Source organism: Bacillus pumilus (genome assembly GCF_009937765.1).
Classification (GTDB): Bacteria; Bacillota; Bacilli; order Bacillales; family Bacillaceae; genus Bacillus; species Bacillus pumilus_O.
The window spans coordinates 3,628,035-3,646,141 of the sequence record NZ_CP047089.1; the positions used below are offsets into that span (position 1 = coordinate 3,628,035).

Genomic DNA, 18,107 nt, shown 5'->3' on the forward strand with positions numbered 1-18,107 from the left:
TCTGAATGTTGAGGAGTTGATATCAGTGCCAAGCTTCTATAGAAAACCTGTCATCAAGTATCCGATCATCGCTTTAATTGTCCTTGCGGTGGTCACAGTTCTCCTCAACCTTTATTATAATTGGATCATAGGAGCTGTTGGTCTTTTAGTCCTTGCAGGTGTGCTCTACTTCTTAAAGTGGGCAGATACGCAAGTTCAAAAAGAGATTGATTCATATATTTCAACATTATCCTATCGAGTCAAAAAGGTTGGAGAAGAAGCATTAATGGAAATGCCAATTGGTATTATGCTGTTTAATGACCAGTATTATATCGAATGGACAAATCCATTTCTCGCTTCGTGTTTTCATGAAAGCACGCTTGTCGGCAGATCCTTGTATGATACATTCGAGTCCATTGTGCCTCTTATTAAACAAGAGGTCGAGACAGAAAATGTGACGCTGAATGATCGGAAATTCAAAGTCATTATTAAACGGTCAGAACGCCTTTTATATTTCTTTGATGTCACAGAACAGGTACAGATTGAAAGACAGTACGAAAATGAACGAACGGTGTTATCTTATATCTTTTTAGACAATTATGATGATGTCACGCAGGGTCTTGATGATCAGGTGCGCAGCGCCATTAATAGTGAAGTGACGTCACTTTTAAACAACTGGGCACAGGAATATGGTATTTTCCTGAAGCGAATTTCGTCCGAACGATTTATGGCAGTTCTAAATGAAAGCATTTTAGCAGAGCTGGAAGCGTCGAAATTCTCTATTTTAGATGAGGTCCGTGAGAAAACAGGAGCGCATAGTGCGACGCTGACCTTGAGTATCGGGATCGGTGCATCCGTACCTTCTTTAAAAGAACTTGGGGCACTTGCTCAGTCGAGTCTTGATCTTGCCCTCGGACGAGGCGGGGATCAAGTAGCCATTAAGCAGCCGAATGGAAAAGTGAAATTCTACGGCGGGAAAACGAATCCAATGGAGAAACGGACACGTGTACGCGCACGAGTCATTTCTCATGCTTTAAAAGAAATTGTATCTGAAAGCGGCAATGTCATGATCATGGGGCATAAGTTCCCAGACATGGACTCTATCGGTGCATCCATTGGGATTTTAAAGGTCGCCCAGGCCAATGGGAAAGAAGGTTATATTGTCATTGATGCCAACCAAATTGGTGACAGTGTTCAACGCTTGATTAGTGAAATTAAGAATTATGAAGATCTATGGTCACGTTTTATCACCCCAGAGGAAGCCATGGAGCTTGCAAAGGATGACACGCTGCTTGTGGTCGTGGATACACATAAACCGTCTCTCGTCATGGAAGAACGACTACTCAATAAAATTGAACATGTCGTGGTCATTGACCATCATAGACGCGGCGAGGAGTTTATCCGTGATCCATTACTTGTCTATATGGAGCCGTATGCTTCATCCACAGCAGAGCTTGTGACAGAGCTTTTAGAGTATCAGCCGAAGAAATTGCGCATTAACATGATCGAAGCGACTGCGCTTCTCGCAGGGATCATCGTTGATACAAAGAGTTTCTCGCTGAGAACGGGATCAAGAACGTTTGATGCAGCCTCTTACCTTCGTGCGAAGGGGGCAGATCCTGTCCTTGTGCAAAAGTTCCTAAAAGAGACCGTGGATCATTACATCAAACGGGCAAAGCTCATTCAGCATACAGATTTGTATCAAAATCAGGTGGCGATTGCTTCATTACCGTCCGACAGCTCGGAGTATTATGATCAAATTACGATTGCCCAGACGGCTGATTCCCTGTTGTCAATGAGTGAGGTAGAAGCGTCATTTGCTGTCGCTAGGCGAGATGACAATACGGTGTGCATTAGTGCGAGATCATTAGGGGATATCAACGTTCAAATTATCATGGAAGCGTTAGATGGCGGCGGTCATTTGACTAACGCTGCAACCCAAATGTATGGTATAACCATTGAAGAAGCGGTAGAGCAGTTAAAAGCTGCCATTGATGAATATTTCGAAGGAGGGGTTCAAAGATGAAAGTCATCTTTCTAAAAGACGTAAAAGGCAAAGGGAAAAAAGGCGAAGTCAAGAATGTCGCTGACGGATACGCTCACAACTTTCTCATTAAACAAGGGTTAGCGGTTGAAGCAAACCCAACGAACCTAAGTGCATTGGAAGGGCAGAAGAACAAAGAGAAAAAGAATGCCGTCCAAGAGCTTGAACAAGCGAAACAACTAAAGGAAACACTTGAGGCGCTAACAGTGGAACTAACAGCAAAATCAGGTGAAGGCGGTCGTCTGTTTGGATCAATTACAAGCAAACAAATCGCTGATAAATTGCAAAAAGATCATCAAATCAAAGTCGATAAGCGCAAAATCGAGCTGAATGACGCCATCCGTGCATTAGGTTACACAAATGTACCGGTGAAGCTTCATCCAGAGGTACAAGCAACGTTAAAGGTACACGTGACAGAACAAGCATAAACAGAAAAGAACCCGTCTCACGAGGAACTGACCCCCGTTTTTGAGACAGGGATCAAAACACCTTTATAAAACAGCCAGTTGCCGAAACTCTTTTGGTGACTGGTTGTTTAATTTCAATTGAATTCGGATATTGTTATAATAATCAATATCTTAAAAAACTAGCAAACTGGACATGGAAAGTACCATGTCCAGCGTAAAACACATGATGTTTTTCAAAAAAAATGTGAAAACCCCACTTTTACTTGAAGTAAAGGTAGGGTTTGTCTACGGTCTGACCTCATGCAAATGCATGAGGTTTATTTTTTTGAAACCATTAAACGATCTCCCGTTCGGATGAGATGAGTGGTCAGCTCATTGATCTGTTTCAATTGCTCCACAGTCATCTCATGTGCCCTTGCAATCGACCAAAGGGTATCTCCCTGTTTAATGAGGTATGTATTGTTCTCTTGTCCGTTTACATGTAAAGCCGGCTCTTGGAAACGATCCATCGCAATGATTGTGAGCGGATCTACCGCATCTTCTTTGCTGACTGACCATTGACCCCTGTGCACCTCAAAATGCAAATGAGTGCCTCTAGACGCTCCTGTGTTACCGATAATGCCGATCGGCTGTCCTGCTTCTACATGGTCACCCTCTTTAACAAAACGCTCGTGTAAATGTGCATAGACGGTTTCATATCCATTTGGATGCTGGATAAACACAACCTCGCCATATGTAGCAGATACATACGAACGCGAGACCACCCCTTCACTTGCAGCAAAGATGGATTCTCCTTCTGGTGCAGCTATATCTAATCCCTTGTGCGAGCCATCTCTTGTCCCAAATAAATCTGTGACTTCTCCTTTTATTGGCTCCACCCATTCGCTTGTTTCCTGTGCATGAACAACAGGCGAAAAGATCATCAAAAAACAGCTGGCACATATGAAGCAATACCTTTTCATCAGTGACTCCCTTTCTTTGCGATTCTTTTTATGACAGCTTAGTATACAGCAAGGAAGCTATTTTCTATACATCAAAAAAGAACGCAATTTCTCGCGTCCTTTAACGGTCTTTTATGACAACTGGATTCGGCAAAGCCGGCACCTCTATCGGTTCTTCTAATTCATATGGACCAACTTGATCTGTTCCCGCCTGTTGAATGGTGACCTCTGTAAAACCAAAATCTTTCGCTGAGAGCAGCAGACCTTCAATGAGTAAAATATGATCATTTGAGTCCGATAATTTCGCTGATGCTCCAAACGTAATGGTCACATGTTTTCCTTTAGACGTCACTTCTTTAATCGGTTCATCTTTAATTAATGGATCAAGTCCTGCATCGCTTGTACGCTTCATCGCTTCTACCGCATCTTCATACGATGAATAATGCGTTTTTGAAGGCACCAAAAAGGTCCCGCTCTTATTCTCTAAAACATAATAAGCATGCTTTGTTTGTTTTTCAATTGATATTGTTCCAACGCTTCCATTTGCCCCTAATTGAAGGTGAGATCCTTTAGCTGTCTTGACTTGCACCTGCTTATATTTGCTCCATTTTAGCGTTTCTTTTACCATATCTTTAAACCGATTGGCTTCTTTTAACGTATCAAGGGACAAATCACTTTTTAATTGAAAAATAAGTGTATCTCCTTTTTCATGAAGCTCCACCATATCCATATAAGACTGAAGAGGTTTTGTCATTTCAGGCAGCCGCACCTGTTCATATGTGTTCACCATATTCTGCAAATGATCATACTCATCCTCTTTTTGAATGCTAATTGGTACCACTTGAGAGGTCGATTCATCTATGTATGCCATGGTCATATACTTTTGCTGCTGCTTAAGAGAAACAACATGTGAGGGCCCATCAGTCTGTTTGACCGCTTCTAATGTGGCGTTCACCTGACTTTTGTCAGCACTTGAATCCATTTTCATTTGCTGATGGTGATCTTGAGCAGCTGGCTGAAATAAATGAGGAGAAATTAAAAACGCCATAAATAAAACCACAACGGTTGCGACCGCTGGACCGATCCATTTGGCACTTTTCTTTTTCTGCCCACTTGCCATCAGCATCTGCTGATATATTTGCTTAGATGAACGGTTGTCCTCCACCTTTGGAAGCTGACTTAGTAACACCTTGATTCGTTCTTCGCTCCAATCGGACCTGTTCGTTTTCATTCACTAGCTCCTCCTTCAAAAGCTCCATATGTTTTCGGAGCACTTTCAGGCCTCGGTGCTGCGTTGTTTTGACTTTGCTTTCCGAGAACTTTAGCGCCTTTGCCGTCTCCATGATTGAGTAGCCCTGGATAAATCTTAAAATGATGACAGCTCGTTGATCAATCGTGCACTGATCAAGTGCGGCATAGATTTCTTTTACATTTTCATCCTGCACAGCCAGTTCGTCTGGGAGCAAGTCTGGATCCTTTACATCCTGCTTATCCCAATCAAACGTGCCGAGTACCCGTTGTCTAATGGTTTGCTGTTTGCGAAACCAATCAATTGCCACATGCCTCGCAATTGAAAACAGCCATGTTTTCTCGCTGCTTCTTCCTTCAAAAGTTTTATATGAGTGAAGTACCCGGATGTAAACCTCCTGAACGAGATCCTCTGCCTGATTTTTATCTTTAACCATATAAAATAAAAACTGGTACAAATCTTGATGGTACGAATCATATATTTTTTGAAAGGTTTCATGCATAGGAAACCCCTCCGTTCACTTATTTTTGTCGAGTGACTCTTACAAAACGTTACATTACAACTTTATGACAAATATATTACAAGTTCGACAATTTGGGAAGGGCTTTTTGTTTAACTTCTCCTTAAAAATATGAAAATAAAAAAACACTTCTTTTTCTTTCGAAAAGAAGTGCCAGATTGTTGACAAAGGGCTAAAATGATCTTTATTTTAGCCCTTTGTCTTCTTTTCAGCGTGATAGAAAACCTTTGCAGTATAGGAAGGACGAGTACTGGCGCGGAGCGAATTTGACATTCGTGAGCACCAGCACGCAGGACTGACAACGAATGCGAGGGTTTGTCTACACGCTGACACTTCTTTTTCTTTCAAAAAGAAGTGTTTCTCATGTAACAAGATTCTTCGTCAGGATTAGACGAGTTCCTGCTTTTTTCTCGGAATATAAAAGGTAAAATGTGTACCAGTACCCGCTTTGCTATGTGCATGAATGGAGCCTTGATGTGCTTCTACGATGTTCTTCACAATTGCAAGACCAAGTCCAGTTCCAGAACGCCCTCTTGTTCTGGCCTTATCCGCTTTATAGAAACGTTCGAAAATAAATGGCAGATCCTCTTCTGGGATTCCGCTTCCTGAATCTTTCACATCCATTTTCAAACCGCTTTCCACTGATTGAACCGAGAAGTGAACCTCTCCGCCCTCAGGTGTATGACGAATGGCGTTATCAATGAGATTCGTAAACACCTGCTCCATCTTATCCGGATCGAGTACAAAGTGCGGTTCATCCACTTGAATATCATATGTGAGATCAACTTGCTTTTCTTTTGCTATACCAAGAAACTTGCGGTAAATCTTCTCGGTCAGCTCTTCTGTATCCGTTGATTCGAGATTCAGTGTAATATGACCAGCTTCCATTCTCGCTAGGTCTAGAAGGTCATTCACAAGACGTCCCATTCGAAGCGATTCGTCGTAAATAATTTGCGCAATCTCTTTCTTTTCCTCTTCTGAGCCTGCGATATCATCTACAATCGCCTCACTATACCCTTGCAGCATAGCAATTGGAGTACGAAGTTCATGACTGACATTGGCAATAAAGTCTTTTCTCAGCTTATCAAGTCTTCGTTCCTCTGTCATATCACGAAGGACTGCAACTGCTCCTCTAACGTCCTGCTGATTATAAAGCGGAGACATAAGAAGAACCCAAGTACGCCCTTGCAGTGTGACTTCGATCATTTGCTCTTTTTCCGTGCTGACGGCTGTATGAAACAGTTCTCGTGCTTCTGGAGGCAGTTCATCTCCATCTTTGATCTTCATATTTTGCTCGTAATACCATGCCTGCAAGAATCGTTCTGCAGGAGGATTCGTCATGAGGATCGTTCCATCAATATTGATGGTGATGACCCCATCGGCCATACTGCTTAATATGTTGGATAAATGTTCTTTTTCTTGATTTAAGGCTGTGATATGAAATGTAAGCTGCTTGCCCATTTGATTAAAGGCGATGGCCAGTTCTCCAATTTCGTCTTGCGTTAATATCGGAATCTTTGTATCAAATTTCCCTTTCGCCAGATCCTGCGCTCCCTCTTTCATCTTTCTAAGAGGATAGGTGACACGCGTTGATAAGAAGAACGCGAATATAGTGGTTAAAACAATGGCAATACCGGCTGCTAGGAAGATATAACGCGTCGTATGCTTTGTTGTTTGCTCTACGGCGAGTAATGATTGAGAAAGAAAGACCATGCCTTTTTTGCCGTTTGCCTCAAATGGAACACCGACGACAATTCGTTCATCTTTATGATTGCCTGCATTTGGTTCAGCACGTTTACTAATTTTTTTACGATCTTTTAGTGCTTGATTCAGATCACTGTCCGCTTCAATTTGTTTCTTTGTAATCGCAGGTAGCTTCCCGTCTTTTTCAGACGAATACCACTCTAGTCCGTCCTCTTGGATAATCGCAATACTCGTCAATTTGTCAGCAAGCTCTGATGTAATCGACCTTGCGAGCGATTGATCGTCATGGCTTTCTAAAATGACTGCCACTTTATTTGCCATTTGCGTTAAATCTGACTTTGCTTCTTCTACATGGTAATTTTCAATGAACTCTAAAAGAAGCACGGTTAAAATAGATAAAACGATTAGGACAAGGAAGAGAATGGTTAACCATAGCTTTCCAACGACACTTTTCCACAGTTTCATTCAGCGCCGACCTCAAATTTGTACCCGACACCCCATACTGTCACGATTTTTTTCGCAGCTTCTGGTGACACTTTATTCAGTTTTTCGCGAAGTCGTTTGACGTGGGTATCGACTGTTCTCAAGTCTCCAAAGAATTCATACTGCCATACTTCTTTTAACAGCTTCTCTCTGTCATAAACCTTATCAGGTGTTTTCGCAAGGAAATATAAAAGCTCATATTCCTTCGGCGTGAGACTGACCTCTTTGCCATCGGCTGTTACTCTATGCGCATCGTGGTCAATTGAAAGATGAGAAAACACAAGTACATCTTTTGTTGTTGTCCCAGTATTGAGATAAGACGTTTGAGAAGATCTTCTGAGCAATGCCTTCACACGTAAAACAACTTCACGTGGGCTAAAAGGCTTCACGATGTAGTCATCCGTTCCTGCTTCAAACCCTTGCACGCGGTTGGCTTCTTCTCCTTTTGCCGTCAGCATAATGATTGGAGTCGCTTTTTTGTCTCGAATTTGATTACACACTTCAATCCCATCTGTGCCAGGCATCATTAAATCGAGCAAAATGAGGTCATAATCTGATTGGAGTCCTTTTTGAATGGCCTCATCTCCATTTTCCGCTTCATCGATTTCATAATTTTCACGTTCTAAATACATTTTTAAAAGGCGGCGAATTCTTGCCTCATCATCTACGACTAATATTTTCGTTTGAGTTGTGTGTTCCATTAGACAATCCTCCTGCTTTCTCCGTTGTTACATTCATTTTAACAAAAAGCCGAATCGATTCATAAAAAGTTGGCCTTTTTCATGTGATTACGCGTATGAATGAAGCCCTGCAATCACGAGATTGACAAAGATGAGATTAAACATAATGATGGCGAATCCGATGACAGCTAACCAAGCGGACTTTTCGCCATGCCAGCCCCTTGATAAGCGAAGATGAAGGTAGGCTGCATAAAAGAGAAACGTGATCAATGCCCATACTTCCTTCGGGTCCCAGCCCCAGAACCGAGTCCATGCAATTTGCGCCCAGATCATTGCAAAAATGAGCCCGCCTAACGCAAATACAGGGAAACCAATGGAAACGGCTCTATATCCAATTTCATCGACTAAATCTAGGTTCACCTGTTTCACGAGCGGTTGAAGCAGAGCACTCAGTCGTTTGCGAATGATCAAGCGAATCAGTCCATACAAGATCAGCCCCATGCCGAATGACCATAACACCGTATTGACCTTTCTACCTGAAAAAACAGGCGGCAAATCAACAAACGGTTCCAAACGATCTTGCGTCACAAGCTCTCCTTTATGAGGTCCAACTAGAGCTGGCAGCTCATAGACCATCACACTTTCCTCTTTATTTTTATCGACCCAATTAAATTTTGCTTCGTATCCTGTCATTCTAAAGATAGACGTGACAGCGATAAATGCCAGTGTCACAACAATCATAAACATGACGAGCTCTAAACCAAATGTCTTCTTCCCTGGCTTTGTTTGATCGACATGTTTTAATAAAAAGATGACGCCTGCCACAAAGCTAATCGCTAAAATAGCTTGCCCTAGTGCTGCTGTTGTCACGTGAATATAAAGCCAATTACTTTGTAATGAAGGAATTAGCGGTGATATATCAGATGGGAACATGCTTGCATAGGCAATAATCAATAAAGCAATTGGAAGTGTAAATAAACCAAGTACAGACACTTGATACACAAAATATAAAATAATGAATGCGAGCACAAGCATCATGCCAAAAGCCGTTGTGAATTCAAACAAATTGCTGACTGGTGCATGACCAGACGCCACCCACCTTGAAATAAAGTAGCCAAATTGACTTAAAAAGCCAATGATGGTGAGCGTAATGCCGATAAGTGCCGCCTTATTCCTACGCGGTCCATCAACTTTCTTTTTTCCTTTAATGGCACCGCCAAAAAAAGGAACTGCCGCTAAATACAATAGAAAAGCTGCAAATAACAGGTTTTCACTGACTGCTGCCATCTAATCCTTCCCCCTTGCTTTTGCTGATACTTGTTGTATCAGGCAGTTCTTTTTGATCAACTGGCTGTTTGATGCCACTGTCACTTAGGATCACGCCAAGATCAGACTTTAAGCCAAACCAGTTTTTGTTTGTATGTCCTGCCACGAATACTTTTCCATCCCTTGCAGACAGCCAAATTCTTCTATGCTGCCAATACATCCCCTGCACGACACCAATCATGAAGATGATTCCGCCTACGATGAGCACCCCAAGAGTTAAATCTTTTCTCACCGTCAATCCCGTGACGTTTTTCGTTTCCACTCGATCAAACTTCATTTTATATAGGTTATTATCAGAGCCCTCTACTGTCTCTTGAATCGCCACAAAGCTTTTTTCACCTTTAGGCTTTTCAGGAGAAACCATTTCAAACACGAAAGCAGGATTATTCGGATTCCTTGTCTTCGTACTCGGCGTTCCATCATCGTCAAAATAAAAATCAGGGAGATAGCTCATCACTTTAACTTTGTAACCGCTACCAAGATCATATTCTGACTTAGGCTCCAGCAGATTAATCTTCACTGTTCCGAAAGATTTTTCTGTATCTTTACGAATCAGCTGAAAGACCATTTGATCGAGTTCATTTTGTTTAAAATCCACTTGATATAATGAGAAATGATCAAACTTGAGCGGTTCGTTCACTTTGATATTGTGTTCTGATACCTGCTTCAGCTTGGGCTTTTCACCAAACACAACTTCCCCTTCACGTTTGTATAAAGTGGCATCGGTTTTATAACTTTTCACTACTTGACCGTCGCCAGCTCTTTCAATCGCATTCTCAAACACTTCTTTTTCATTTCCAGTTTCATAGCGGTCAATTGAAAACGCATTATTTTTCAAAAAATATTGACCATCTGTGCCTGGAATTGGGGCAGTTTCACCCTCTCTCACCCACAGCGTTTCATCCACATACATGCCTGGGACAAACCGGAGCATTGATCCAATGAGAAAGATGATTAATCCAATGTGATTGACGTAAGGGCCCCAGCGTGAGAAGCGGCCTTTTTCCGCTAAAATATGTCCGTTTTCTTCTCGTACCCGGTAACGCTTTTGCTTCATTGCTTTCTTGATGCCTTCATATGTATGCTCATCTAACATTTTGTCTGTCTCACTGAACAGACGCTGTCTTCTCATAAAGCCTTCTTTTTTGATAATCCCTTGATTTTTAAGTGCTCGATAAAGAGGGATAACCCGGTCGAGACTGCAAATGACAAGGGAGATTCCGATGGATGCAACTAAAGCTAAAAACCACCAAGAATTATAAAGATCATGGAATCCAAGTGTGTAGTACAGCTTACCAAACGATCCATATTGCTCTTCATAATAGGTGGAAGCAGATGCACCTGGTGGAATAAATCGCTCCTGCGGAAAAATTGTTCCTAATGAGGAAGCAAGTAGTGTAATGACAATCAGCCACACACCCACCTTAACGGAAGAAAAAAAGTTCCATACTTTATCAACAATCGTTTTGTTGTATGTTTGCGAGCGTCTCGCACTGCCGTCATATCTCATATCAAGCAGCTTTGAAGAGTTTTTCTCTTTAGCTGCAATGGGATTTCCGCAGGATTCACATAAAACAGTACCGATTGGATTAATATGTCCACACTCGCATTTTACCTCTTTCATTCTAAGACCCCTTTGGTTTAATCAAATTCATATATTCATAGACATTACGTTCTGTCATGGTTCCCTTTATGACTTTGATTACCTTGCCTTCAGGATTAATTAAAAATGTGGTTGGCAGCGGCGTTATATCATATGCCTCTGTCACTTGACGATCTTTGTCCATGGCAACAGGAAAATTCACGCCATAGGACTCCATAAAATTCTTCACGGCAATATTGGACTCTGCAACATTGACTGCAACAATTTCCACACCGCGATCCTTGAACACTTCATATTGATTTGCCATGTAAGGGAATTCTTGTTTACATGGACCACACCAGGTCCCCCAAAAATTAAGAAAGACGCCTTTGCCTTTTAAGTCCTTTAGTTCAATCCGTTCCCCATCTACAGATTGAAGGACAAAGTTTGGCGCAATAGATCCTTCTTTGACCCGCTCCTGTTTGGCAAATACAGAGTTATACATGGTATAACATAGTGCAGCAAGCATCACGAGGAGAATGCCCGTCCGTATGAAAAACCGTCTTTTTTTCATCTGAAGTACCCCTTCCCCATAGACATTCAGGTAAATTATAGCATTCTCCTTCTTTTGATGCTTCTTCATTTTTTGAAGTTTATGTGAAAATTAAAAAGCGCTTTTTCCGTGATCCGCAATCGCTCTCAGACGTTTCACTTCATGTGGAGACAATTCTCTGCGGTCTCCTGGTCTCATACCTTCAATATGAAGGAACGCATAGTGCTCTCTTTTTAGCTTTAACACATCATGACCGATCGCTTCAAACATGCGGCGCACTTGTCTGTTTCTGCCTTCATGAATGGTTAATTGAACAATACAAGTTTGCTTTCGTTTATCAATCGAAAGCATTTTGGTACGGGCAGGTGCCGTTTTTTTATGATCTAACATAATCCCTTTTTCTAGCTTTCTAAGCAATTCCTTTGATGGGATTCCTTTTAGCTTCGCTGCATATGTTTTATCAATTTCGTATTTTGGATGCATGAGCTTATGGGCAAATTCCCCGTCATTTGTAATTAAAATCAAACCGCTCGTATCATAATCTAAACGGCCGATTGGATAAAGACGCTGCGGAACATCATCAAAGAAATCTGTGACCACCTTACGTCCTTTATCATCTTCGGCAGCTGAAATGACGCCGCGCGGTTTATAAAGCATAAAGTAAACCGGTTCTTCTCTTTCAAGCTTTAATCCGTTGACTTCAATTTTATCTGAAGAGCCCACTTTTACTCCGAGCTCAGTCACTGTTTGACCATTAACGGTAACTCGTCCTTCTTTAATTAATTCTTCTGCCTTTCGCCTTGAAGCGACGCCGGCATGTGCAATTACTTTCTGTAAACGTTCCATTTTGTCTTTCACCTCATGTACTATCTTACTTGCTTGAATTAAAACAAACAAGCATTCGTGGAAAAATAAGCGATTCGTCTGTTTAATTTCAGCTAAATAGCCATTTCCCATCCATTGAAAGACAAAAAAGCGCCTCTTTAGGCGCCGCTAAATAACAAACTGACGATGATGACAGATGCAATGATGCCAATGAGGTCCGCTAACAGACCTACTTTCAGCGCATCTCCCATTTTTTTAATACCGACTGCCCCAAAATAGACCGTTAAAATGTAGAGAGTGGTGTCAGTTGACCCTTGCATGACAGCTGCGAGTTGTCCGATAAAAGAATCTGGTCCATATGTCGCAATGAGGTCTGATGTCATCCCGAGTGCAGCTGTGCCAGATATCGGACGAATAAACGCAAGTGGCACTACTTCTGCCGGGAAGCCGATTGCTGTAAACACGGGTTTTAACAGTCCCATGACAAAGTCAAGTGCACCAGACGCGCGGAATATCGTAATGGCCACGAGCATGCCGACTAAATAAGGAATGATTGAAAAGGCAATTTGAATACCCTCTTTCCCGCCCTCGACAAATGTTTCATAGGTCGGTACCTTCTTAATGGTTCCCGCAATTAAAATGCCTGCGATGATCAATGGGATCAAAGCAAGTGAAAGCCAGTTAATAAATGACACGAGATCACCCCCGCCTGCTTCTGCGATAGTGGAAATAGCGATCAATGAGAATGGCACCAATGCCTGAAATGAGTGTCGCCAAAATGGTTGGGCCCACAATGTCTGTTGGCTGATCTGCACCATAGGTCATTCTAATTGCAATGACAGTTGTTGGCACGAGTGTGATAGAGGATGTGTTGACCGCTAAAAATGTAATCATGGACCGGCTTGCTTCATTTTTCCCGCCGTTTAATGCTTTCATCTGCTCCATTGCCTTAATCCCAAGGGGTGTCGCGGCATTCCCGAGACCAAAGAAATTCGCCATGAGATTGGACAAAATATATCCCATCGCAGGATGATTAGGCGGAATATCCGGAAATAGCTTTGAAATAAAGGGACGGCACAATTTACTAAAGAAATTTAACAAACCTGCCTCTTCTGCAATCTTCATCAGCCCAAGCCAAAAAACAAGGACACTAATCAGACCAATTGAAATGGTCACCGCTTCCTTTGATCCTTTAAATACAGCTTCGTTTACTTCCTCCATCGTTCCGTTGAACATCGCATACACAAGACCGATGACAGTGAGGAATACCCAAATTAGATTGACCATGAAGATCCGCCTATCGATGTCTGAAAGACAGACTTAAACATTTCTTGGAAGCTTTTTTGTGGCATTCGATTTCGTTTATTTTCATAAAAGATCGGTACTTGCTCGATCACCTGACCATCTAATAAAAACGTCATTTTTCCTACAACATCTGGGATGGCTTCGGCGTTTTTTGCCCACTTCTTTTGAGGAGTAAGCATTTCGGTTTCAATTTCTACTAGCTTTTTCTCATCTTCATTTAAAAAATAGTCCACATCACGTTTGATAAATGCCTTTTTTTCGTAAAAGGTTCCTTTTAATGAAGCGAGTCTTCCTTTTTCAGCAAGTACGTACGTTTTATAGTGATCAAATGCATATTCAAACATAGAGATATGATCCTTCCAATCATCTGGCGCATTAATGGTCACAGCGATCAGCGCCGCATCACCTTTTGCAGCTGTAGAAACAAGTGTACGTTTTGCAAGTTTTGTATATCCCGTTTTCCCTCCAGTTGAATATTGATATAAACCAGTGAGGAGCTTGTTTTTATTTTTCCAATAGCCTTCCATCGTTTTTGCTTTATAGAAAGTCGTGCCCGCAATTTTTTGATATTGTTTATGCTCCATGGCGTACTTTGTTAAAATGGCCATGTCATAGGCTGATGAATAATGGTTCTTATGATCATCGAGTCCATGCGGATTTTGAAAATTCGTATTCTCCATTCCTAGTTCAGACGCTTTTTGATTCATCATAAAAATAAATCCTTCTAAGCTGCCGCCCACATGCTCTGCAATGGCAACAGCTGCATCATTTCCAGAACGCAGCATAAGCCCGTATGTCAAATCTTCTAGGCTTACCTTCTGCCCTTCTTTTAAATAAATCGATGAGCCCTCTGCTTGAATCGCGCGCTTTGATACTTTGACGTTGTCTTTCATTTTCCCTGATTCAATGGCTAATACCGCCGTCATAATTTTCGTAATACTGGCGATTCTTCTTTTTTCATGCTCGTCCTTTCCAAATAGGACTCTGCCTGACTGTCCATCTATTAAAATGGCGCTTCTTGCACTCACCGATAATGACATATCTGCTTTGGCATGTGAGGAAAAAGGCAGTAAGAGTGTAAATAGAAGAAGGACTGCTGTTCCAATTTTTAAATAGGGCATGTTCATTCACGTCCTTGTCCGTTTTGTACAAGTGTATGCGCGGCTGAAAAAGTTATGATGCCTCGTCCATAAAAAAAAGCGTCTCTATATGTAGAGACACTTTTCCTCTTGCTATACCATTTTCATTTGCTGATGAGATGTCGTATATTCTAGCTCTTCTCTCATCACTAAAAAATCTTTTTCTAATGAAGAAAATAATCGTTTGATCTCAGCGGATACTTCATGGTGGAAAACAATGCTACTCTTTCCTGTATAAGCGGAACGGCTGTCCTCATACCATGTATCCTTTTTCGGCGTGAAAAACTCTTCAATACATTGATGATAAATACGGTGAAGCGTCTGCTGTGCGGCTTGCTGCGGAAATGTCTGCTGCTGGCTGATTTTCCTGCAAACTGCCGCTGCATCCTCGCTGTACACTGCAAGCTTCCGTAATGTATTCAATATGTCACAATAATAGGCTTCCGCTTCAGGGTTTAATCGTTTCATACTTGATAAGGTAGCTTCGTTCAGAAAACCATTCATTTCAGTTGCAACCTTTGATAAAAAGACGCCTGCTTGATCAACTTGAGCCTTTACATTCATATGTGCCATTTGTTTTGTGTTTACCTTCCCCTCATGGCTTTATGACCATTTTATCTGACATCAATAGATGTTAGACCTAAAATCTTTTTTATATTTTATCATACATTTTTCATTCTTTTGAACTATTTTATCTCTTCAAATGTTTGATTGAAGTTTTCAAAAAAGAGATCAGCCTCTTCTTGTACACCATCTGCTTCCACATTCTCTGGAAGCGGCGGTAGTTCATCCAATGCCTTTAAGCCAAACTGCTCTAAAAATGTAGGTGTTGTCCCATAAAGAATTGCTCGCCCAGGGCCATCGGCACGTCCAACTTCACAGAGCAGCGCTTTGGCTACTAAACTATGAAGCACTCGCTCTGATTTGACTCCTCTAATTTCTTCTACCTCACTTCGTGTGATAGGCTGTTTATAAGAAACGATTGCGAGTACTTCAAGCGCTGCCTGAGACAAACCTTTGGATGGGGTCTCGACTAATTTTTTCAAATAAATGCTGTATTCCTTTTTTGTCAGCAGCATATAAGAATCTGCATATTCAATGAGCTCAATTCCTCGTTCTTGTTTTTGATATTCTTCCTTGACGGCAGACATCATGTCAAGTAACGCTACCTCTTCTACTTCAAGAACAGACATAAGCTGTTTTTTTGTTAAGCCTTCGTCACCTGCTGCATACAGCAGCGCTTCTATGATGGCTTTCCAATTCACGATATCAAGCGTCATGAATCGTTTCACTCCCTATTATATAAATGTCTTCAAAGTTTCCTTCCTGCTCTAACATGATTTGATGACTTTTCATCAATTCAAGAACAGCAAGAAACGTCACGACAAGATGCTCCTTTTGATCATGTTGAAATAGAGTCATGAAATTGGTCCGCTTTTTCGTTTTTCTTAAATGGTTCATAATCTCATTCATTTTGTCTTCAATCGGGATTTCTTGTCTTGTAATCCTAGATGGTGCTGGTTTCGTTATTTTTTTTCGGTTCAATACCTTTTGGAACGCACCTAACATATCATACACCGTGACATGTAAGTTTGTGTCCTTCGCTTCCGATTCTTTTGCAAATTCGCTTAAATCACTCGGAGGTTTTGTAAAGGCATTTTGCCTTTCTTCCTCGCGTTCCTTTAGTTCTTGTGCGGCATCTTTATACTTTCGGTATTCAATCAGTTTGCCAATCAGTTCTTCTCGAGGGTCCTCTTCCTCTTCAAGCAGATCTTCATCAAATAGCTCTTCCTCTTGTTTTGGAAGGAGCATTCTGCTTTTAATACTCAGGAGGGTTGCAGCCATCACCAAATATTCACTTGCCACATCAAGTTCAAGCTCCCTCATGGTATGGACATATAATAAATACTGCTCCGTAATTTTAGCAACGGGAATATCATAAATATCAATTTCCAACCGGTTGATTAAATGTAAAAGTAAGTCCAAAGGACCTTCAAACGAATCTATTTTCACCTGATATTCCAGCATTTTTTCTCACCATTTCTACTGTCTTCTGTCTTCTAAGTACCGTTTCACCGGCTAACCTTTAGTATAAGACAGGATAAAGCTCTCGTCCAATATAATTTCGACCATGATGTCCTAGGCAAAATAAGAAAAACAGTGGTTTCGCCCATACCACTCAGGGCATTTATACATAGAATACCATTGTAAACAGAAATGATGAAAAAGGAGGCCGTATCATTATGGGAGATGGCTATAACTTTGGCGGAGGTTTCGCGCTTATTGTCGTGCTTTTCATCTTGCTGATCATCGTTGGCGCGGCTTGGGTTTATTAAAGAAACAGAGCGTCCTTTCACGAAGGGCGCTCTTTCTTCTTTTCTTTTCAATATGTTAGACTGAGAGTGGAAAAGGAGATGACCACTGTGTATCCTGAAGCGTACGTGGCTTTTTTACATGAATTTCATACGACAAGAGATTATTTTGAGTGTCATGAAATTCTTGAGGAATATTGGAAAGAAGACCCGCCTGAGCAGCGCAAAGAATATTGGGTTGGCTTCATTCAGCTTGCCGTTGCTTTGTATCATCAAAGACGGGGAAATGGAAAAGGTGCAAAACGGCTCATGTCAAATAGCCTTCACTTACTAGAAGCAAACCGGTCCGTATTATCGAATCTCGGTCTGGATGATGAGGCGTTTCTCAAACTTCTGAGAATGCTAAAGAAGAAAATGGCTGAAGACATGCCATACGAAAGTGTGATGCTCCCGATTAAAGATGAAGCACTCTTGTCTCTCTGCCAAGAAATGGCTCAAAAAGAAGGACTGACCTTTGGCCAGGAGAGTAACTTATCCCACACATTTTTGATCGAAAAACATAGACTGCGTGACCGGACAGATGTATTGCTTGAACGAAAAAAGCAAATCGAACGTAAAAAAAGCAGAGGACTGTAGCCTCTGCTTTTACATGTGTGATATTTAGTTTGTTTCGCTGTGACACTTATGAAAGAAGCCTTGCGTTAATTCATTTGGAATGAGTGTTTTGGTTTTGAATACCTCTTCCACGGCTAAAACCATTTCCTTGCCGATTCCTTGATCTCGATGGGATGGATTCACACTAATATGCTCGATTTGTACTTGGTTGTCTGTTTTCAACACACCAATGGCACCTACGATATCCTCGCCATCTTTCCAAAGGAACAGCTGCCGACTTTCATCCATTTCATAAGACTTCATCGTCTGCTGAAGCTGTTTGACGTCTTTCTCACCCGGCATGAAGGAGAGTAGCCCCATGGCAATTTTTTCAAAAGACCTCTTATAACGAATTAACATATATACCCCTCAATATTCAAATTATCCTTATGTCCAGCAAATGT

Annotated in this window: 20 protein-coding genes; 4 read left to right on the forward strand and 16 right to left on the reverse strand. The window is 41.5% G+C overall.

The genetic code is table 11. From position 1 onward, the window contains the following. The first annotated feature begins 25 nt into the window (after window positions 1-25). Window positions 26-2,005, forward strand: a complete 1,980-nt coding sequence (locus GPS65_RS18275) for a DHH family phosphoesterase (protein ID WP_041816092.1) — start codon at window positions 26-28, stop codon at window positions 2,003-2,005. Further along, on the forward strand, window positions 2,002-2,451 hold the full coding sequence (rplI, locus tag GPS65_RS18280; protein ID WP_012011896.1) for a 50S ribosomal protein L9: 450 nt from the start codon (window positions 2,002-2,004) through the stop codon (window positions 2,449-2,451). Before GPS65_RS18275 ends, rplI begins: the two co-directional genes overlap by 4 nt. Window positions 2,452-2,747: 296 nt before the next feature. Here the strand turns inward: rplI and GPS65_RS18285 are convergent, their stop codons facing one another. The 15 genes from GPS65_RS18285 to GPS65_RS18355 form a co-directional block, all read right to left on the reverse strand. Continuing rightward, window positions 2,748-3,392 (reverse strand): M23 family metallopeptidase, encoded by a 645-nt coding sequence (locus GPS65_RS18285; protein ID WP_088000960.1) that lies wholly within the window; start codon window positions 3,390-3,392, stop codon window positions 2,748-2,750. 100 nt (window positions 3,393-3,492) lie between these two features. Beyond that, window positions 3,493-4,602: a hypothetical protein gene (locus tag GPS65_RS18290; RefSeq protein WP_041815674.1), complete on the reverse strand. Its 1,110-nt coding sequence runs from the start codon at window positions 4,600-4,602 to the stop codon at window positions 3,493-3,495. After that, window positions 4,514-5,122, reverse strand: a complete 609-nt coding sequence (gene sigX / locus GPS65_RS18295) for an RNA polymerase sigma factor SigX (RefSeq protein ID WP_003215976.1) — start codon at window positions 5,120-5,122, stop codon at window positions 4,514-4,516. Before sigX ends, GPS65_RS18290 begins: the two co-directional genes overlap by 89 nt. Window positions 5,123-5,527: 405 nt before the next feature. Further along, window positions 5,528-7,309 carry an ATP-binding protein gene (locus GPS65_RS18300; protein WP_088000956.1) on the reverse strand — a complete coding sequence of 594 codons (1,782 nt, stop codon included), beginning with the start codon at window positions 7,307-7,309 and terminating at the stop codon, window positions 5,528-5,530. After that, window positions 7,306-8,028, reverse strand: a complete 723-nt coding sequence (locus GPS65_RS18305) for a response regulator transcription factor (protein ID WP_012010420.1) — start codon at window positions 8,026-8,028, stop codon at window positions 7,306-7,308. Before GPS65_RS18305 ends, GPS65_RS18300 begins: the two co-directional genes overlap by 4 nt. Window positions 8,029-8,115: 87 nt before the next feature. After that, complete coding sequence (ccsB, locus tag GPS65_RS18310) at window positions 8,116-9,294, reverse strand: c-type cytochrome biogenesis protein CcsB (RefSeq protein WP_012010421.1); 1,179 nt, start codon at window positions 9,292-9,294, stop codon at window positions 8,116-8,118. Continuing rightward, window positions 9,278-10,957, reverse strand: a complete 1,680-nt coding sequence (gene resB / locus GPS65_RS18315) for a cytochrome c biogenesis protein ResB (RefSeq protein WP_012010422.1) — start codon at window positions 10,955-10,957, stop codon at window positions 9,278-9,280. The genes ccsB and resB overlap by 17 nt, the downstream gene beginning before the upstream one ends. A 1-nt stretch (window position 10,958) precedes the next feature. Then, window positions 10,959-11,489, reverse strand: a complete 531-nt coding sequence (gene resA / locus GPS65_RS18320; RefSeq protein WP_012010423.1) for a thiol-disulfide oxidoreductase ResA — start codon at window positions 11,487-11,489, stop codon at window positions 10,959-10,961. Window positions 11,490-11,579: 90 nt separating this feature from the next. Beyond that, a complete protein-coding gene (rluB, locus tag GPS65_RS18325) occupies window positions 11,580-12,314 on the reverse strand; it encodes a 23S rRNA pseudouridine(2605) synthase RluB (RefSeq protein ID WP_119125705.1) in 735 nt (244 codons plus the stop codon). Between the two features lie 137 nt (window positions 12,315-12,451). Continuing rightward, entirely contained in the window at window positions 12,452-12,988 is a 537-nt protein-coding gene (locus GPS65_RS18330) for a spore maturation protein (protein ID WP_003216139.1), read from the reverse strand. Between the two features lie 4 nt (window positions 12,989-12,992). Beyond that, window positions 12,993-13,580 (reverse strand): nucleoside recognition domain-containing protein, encoded by a 588-nt coding sequence (locus GPS65_RS18335; RefSeq protein WP_012010425.1) that lies wholly within the window; start codon window positions 13,578-13,580, stop codon window positions 12,993-12,995. Then, window positions 13,568-14,719, reverse strand: a complete 1,152-nt coding sequence (locus GPS65_RS18340; protein ID WP_119125062.1) for a D-alanyl-D-alanine carboxypeptidase family protein — start codon at window positions 14,717-14,719, stop codon at window positions 13,568-13,570. Before GPS65_RS18340 ends, GPS65_RS18335 begins: the two co-directional genes overlap by 13 nt. A gap of 111 nt (window positions 14,720-14,830) precedes the next feature. Next, on the reverse strand, window positions 14,831-15,310 hold the full coding sequence (locus tag GPS65_RS18345) for a YpuI family protein (protein ID WP_119125063.1): 480 nt from the start codon (window positions 15,308-15,310) through the stop codon (window positions 14,831-14,833). A gap of 113 nt (window positions 15,311-15,423) precedes the next feature. Then, the gene (gene scpB / locus GPS65_RS18350; protein WP_012010428.1) at window positions 15,424-16,017 is read right to left on the reverse strand and encodes an SMC-Scp complex subunit ScpB; all 594 of its coding nucleotides are present in this window, start codon (window positions 16,015-16,017) and stop codon (window positions 15,424-15,426) included. Further along, window positions 16,007-16,765: a segregation/condensation protein A gene (locus GPS65_RS18355; protein WP_012010429.1), complete on the reverse strand. Its 759-nt coding sequence runs from the start codon at window positions 16,763-16,765 to the stop codon at window positions 16,007-16,009. Before GPS65_RS18355 ends, scpB begins: the two co-directional genes overlap by 11 nt. A gap of 215 nt (window positions 16,766-16,980) precedes the next feature. Between GPS65_RS18355 and GPS65_RS18360 the strand changes: the two genes are divergently transcribed. Further along, window positions 16,981-17,073: a YjcZ family sporulation protein gene (locus GPS65_RS18360; RefSeq protein WP_012010430.1), complete on the forward strand. Its 93-nt coding sequence runs from the start codon at window positions 16,981-16,983 to the stop codon at window positions 17,071-17,073. Window positions 17,074-17,160: 87 nt separating this feature from the next. After that, window positions 17,161-17,685: a DUF309 domain-containing protein gene (locus GPS65_RS18365; protein WP_012010431.1), complete on the forward strand. Its 525-nt coding sequence runs from the start codon at window positions 17,161-17,163 to the stop codon at window positions 17,683-17,685. A gap of 24 nt (window positions 17,686-17,709) precedes the next feature. On the opposite strand, the gene GPS65_RS18370 is transcribed toward GPS65_RS18365, so the two are convergent. Next, window positions 17,710-18,063 (reverse strand): GNAT family N-acetyltransferase, encoded by a 354-nt coding sequence (locus tag GPS65_RS18370; protein WP_012010432.1) that lies wholly within the window; start codon window positions 18,061-18,063, stop codon window positions 17,710-17,712. Window positions 18,064-18,107 lie beyond the last annotated feature (44 nt).

What these genes read in the sequence shown, in the direction of transcription:
- rplI (WP_012011896.1), top strand. Translation starts at nt 2,002, where the DNA reads ATGAAAGTCATCTTTCTAAAAGACGTAAAAGGCAAAGGGAAAAAAGGC.
- GPS65_RS18285 (WP_088000960.1), bottom strand. Translation starts at nt 3,392, where the DNA reads ATGAAAAGGTATTGCTTCATATGTGCCAGCTGTTTTTTGATGATCTTT.
- GPS65_RS18290 (WP_041815674.1), bottom strand. Translation starts at nt 4,602, where the DNA reads ATGAAAACGAACAGGTCCGATTGGAGCGAAGAACGAATCAAGGTGTTA.
- sigX (WP_003215976.1), bottom strand. Translation starts at nt 5,122, where the DNA reads ATGCATGAAACCTTTCAAAAAATATATGATTCGTACCATCAAGATTTG.
- GPS65_RS18300 (WP_088000956.1), bottom strand. Translation starts at nt 7,309, where the DNA reads ATGAAACTGTGGAAAAGTGTCGTTGGAAAGCTATGGTTAACCATTCTC.
- GPS65_RS18305 (WP_012010420.1), bottom strand. Translation starts at nt 8,028, where the DNA reads ATGGAACACACAACTCAAACGAAAATATTAGTCGTAGATGATGAGGCA.
- ccsB (WP_012010421.1), bottom strand. Translation starts at nt 9,294, where the DNA reads ATGGCAGCAGTCAGTGAAAACCTGTTATTTGCAGCTTTTCTATTGTAT.
- resB (WP_012010422.1), bottom strand. Translation starts at nt 10,957, where the DNA reads ATGAAAGAGGTAAAATGCGAGTGTGGACATATTAATCCAATCGGTACT.
- resA (WP_012010423.1), bottom strand. Translation starts at nt 11,489, where the DNA reads ATGAAAAAAAGACGGTTTTTCATACGGACGGGCATTCTCCTCGTGATG.
- rluB (WP_119125705.1), bottom strand. Translation starts at nt 12,314, where the DNA reads ATGGAACGTTTACAGAAAGTAATTGCACATGCCGGCGTCGCTTCAAGG.
- GPS65_RS18335 (WP_012010425.1), bottom strand. Translation starts at nt 13,580, where the DNA reads ATGGTCAATCTAATTTGGGTATTCCTCACTGTCATCGGTCTTGTGTAT.
- GPS65_RS18340 (WP_119125062.1), bottom strand. Translation starts at nt 14,719, where the DNA reads ATGCCCTATTTAAAAATTGGAACAGCAGTCCTTCTTCTATTTACACTC.
- GPS65_RS18345 (WP_119125063.1), bottom strand. Translation starts at nt 15,310, where the DNA reads ATGGCACATATGAATGTAAAGGCTCAAGTTGATCAAGCAGGCGTCTTT.
- scpB (WP_012010428.1), bottom strand. Translation starts at nt 16,017, where the DNA reads ATGACGCTTGATATCGTGAATTGGAAAGCCATCATAGAAGCGCTGCTG.
- GPS65_RS18355 (WP_012010429.1), bottom strand. Translation starts at nt 16,765, where the DNA reads ATGCTGGAATATCAGGTGAAAATAGATTCGTTTGAAGGTCCTTTGGAC.
- GPS65_RS18360 (WP_012010430.1), top strand. Translation starts at nt 16,981, where the DNA reads ATGGGAGATGGCTATAACTTTGGCGGAGGTTTCGCGCTTATTGTCGTG.
- GPS65_RS18370 (WP_012010432.1), bottom strand. Translation starts at nt 18,063, where the DNA reads ATGTTAATTCGTTATAAGAGGTCTTTTGAAAAAATTGCCATGGGGCTA.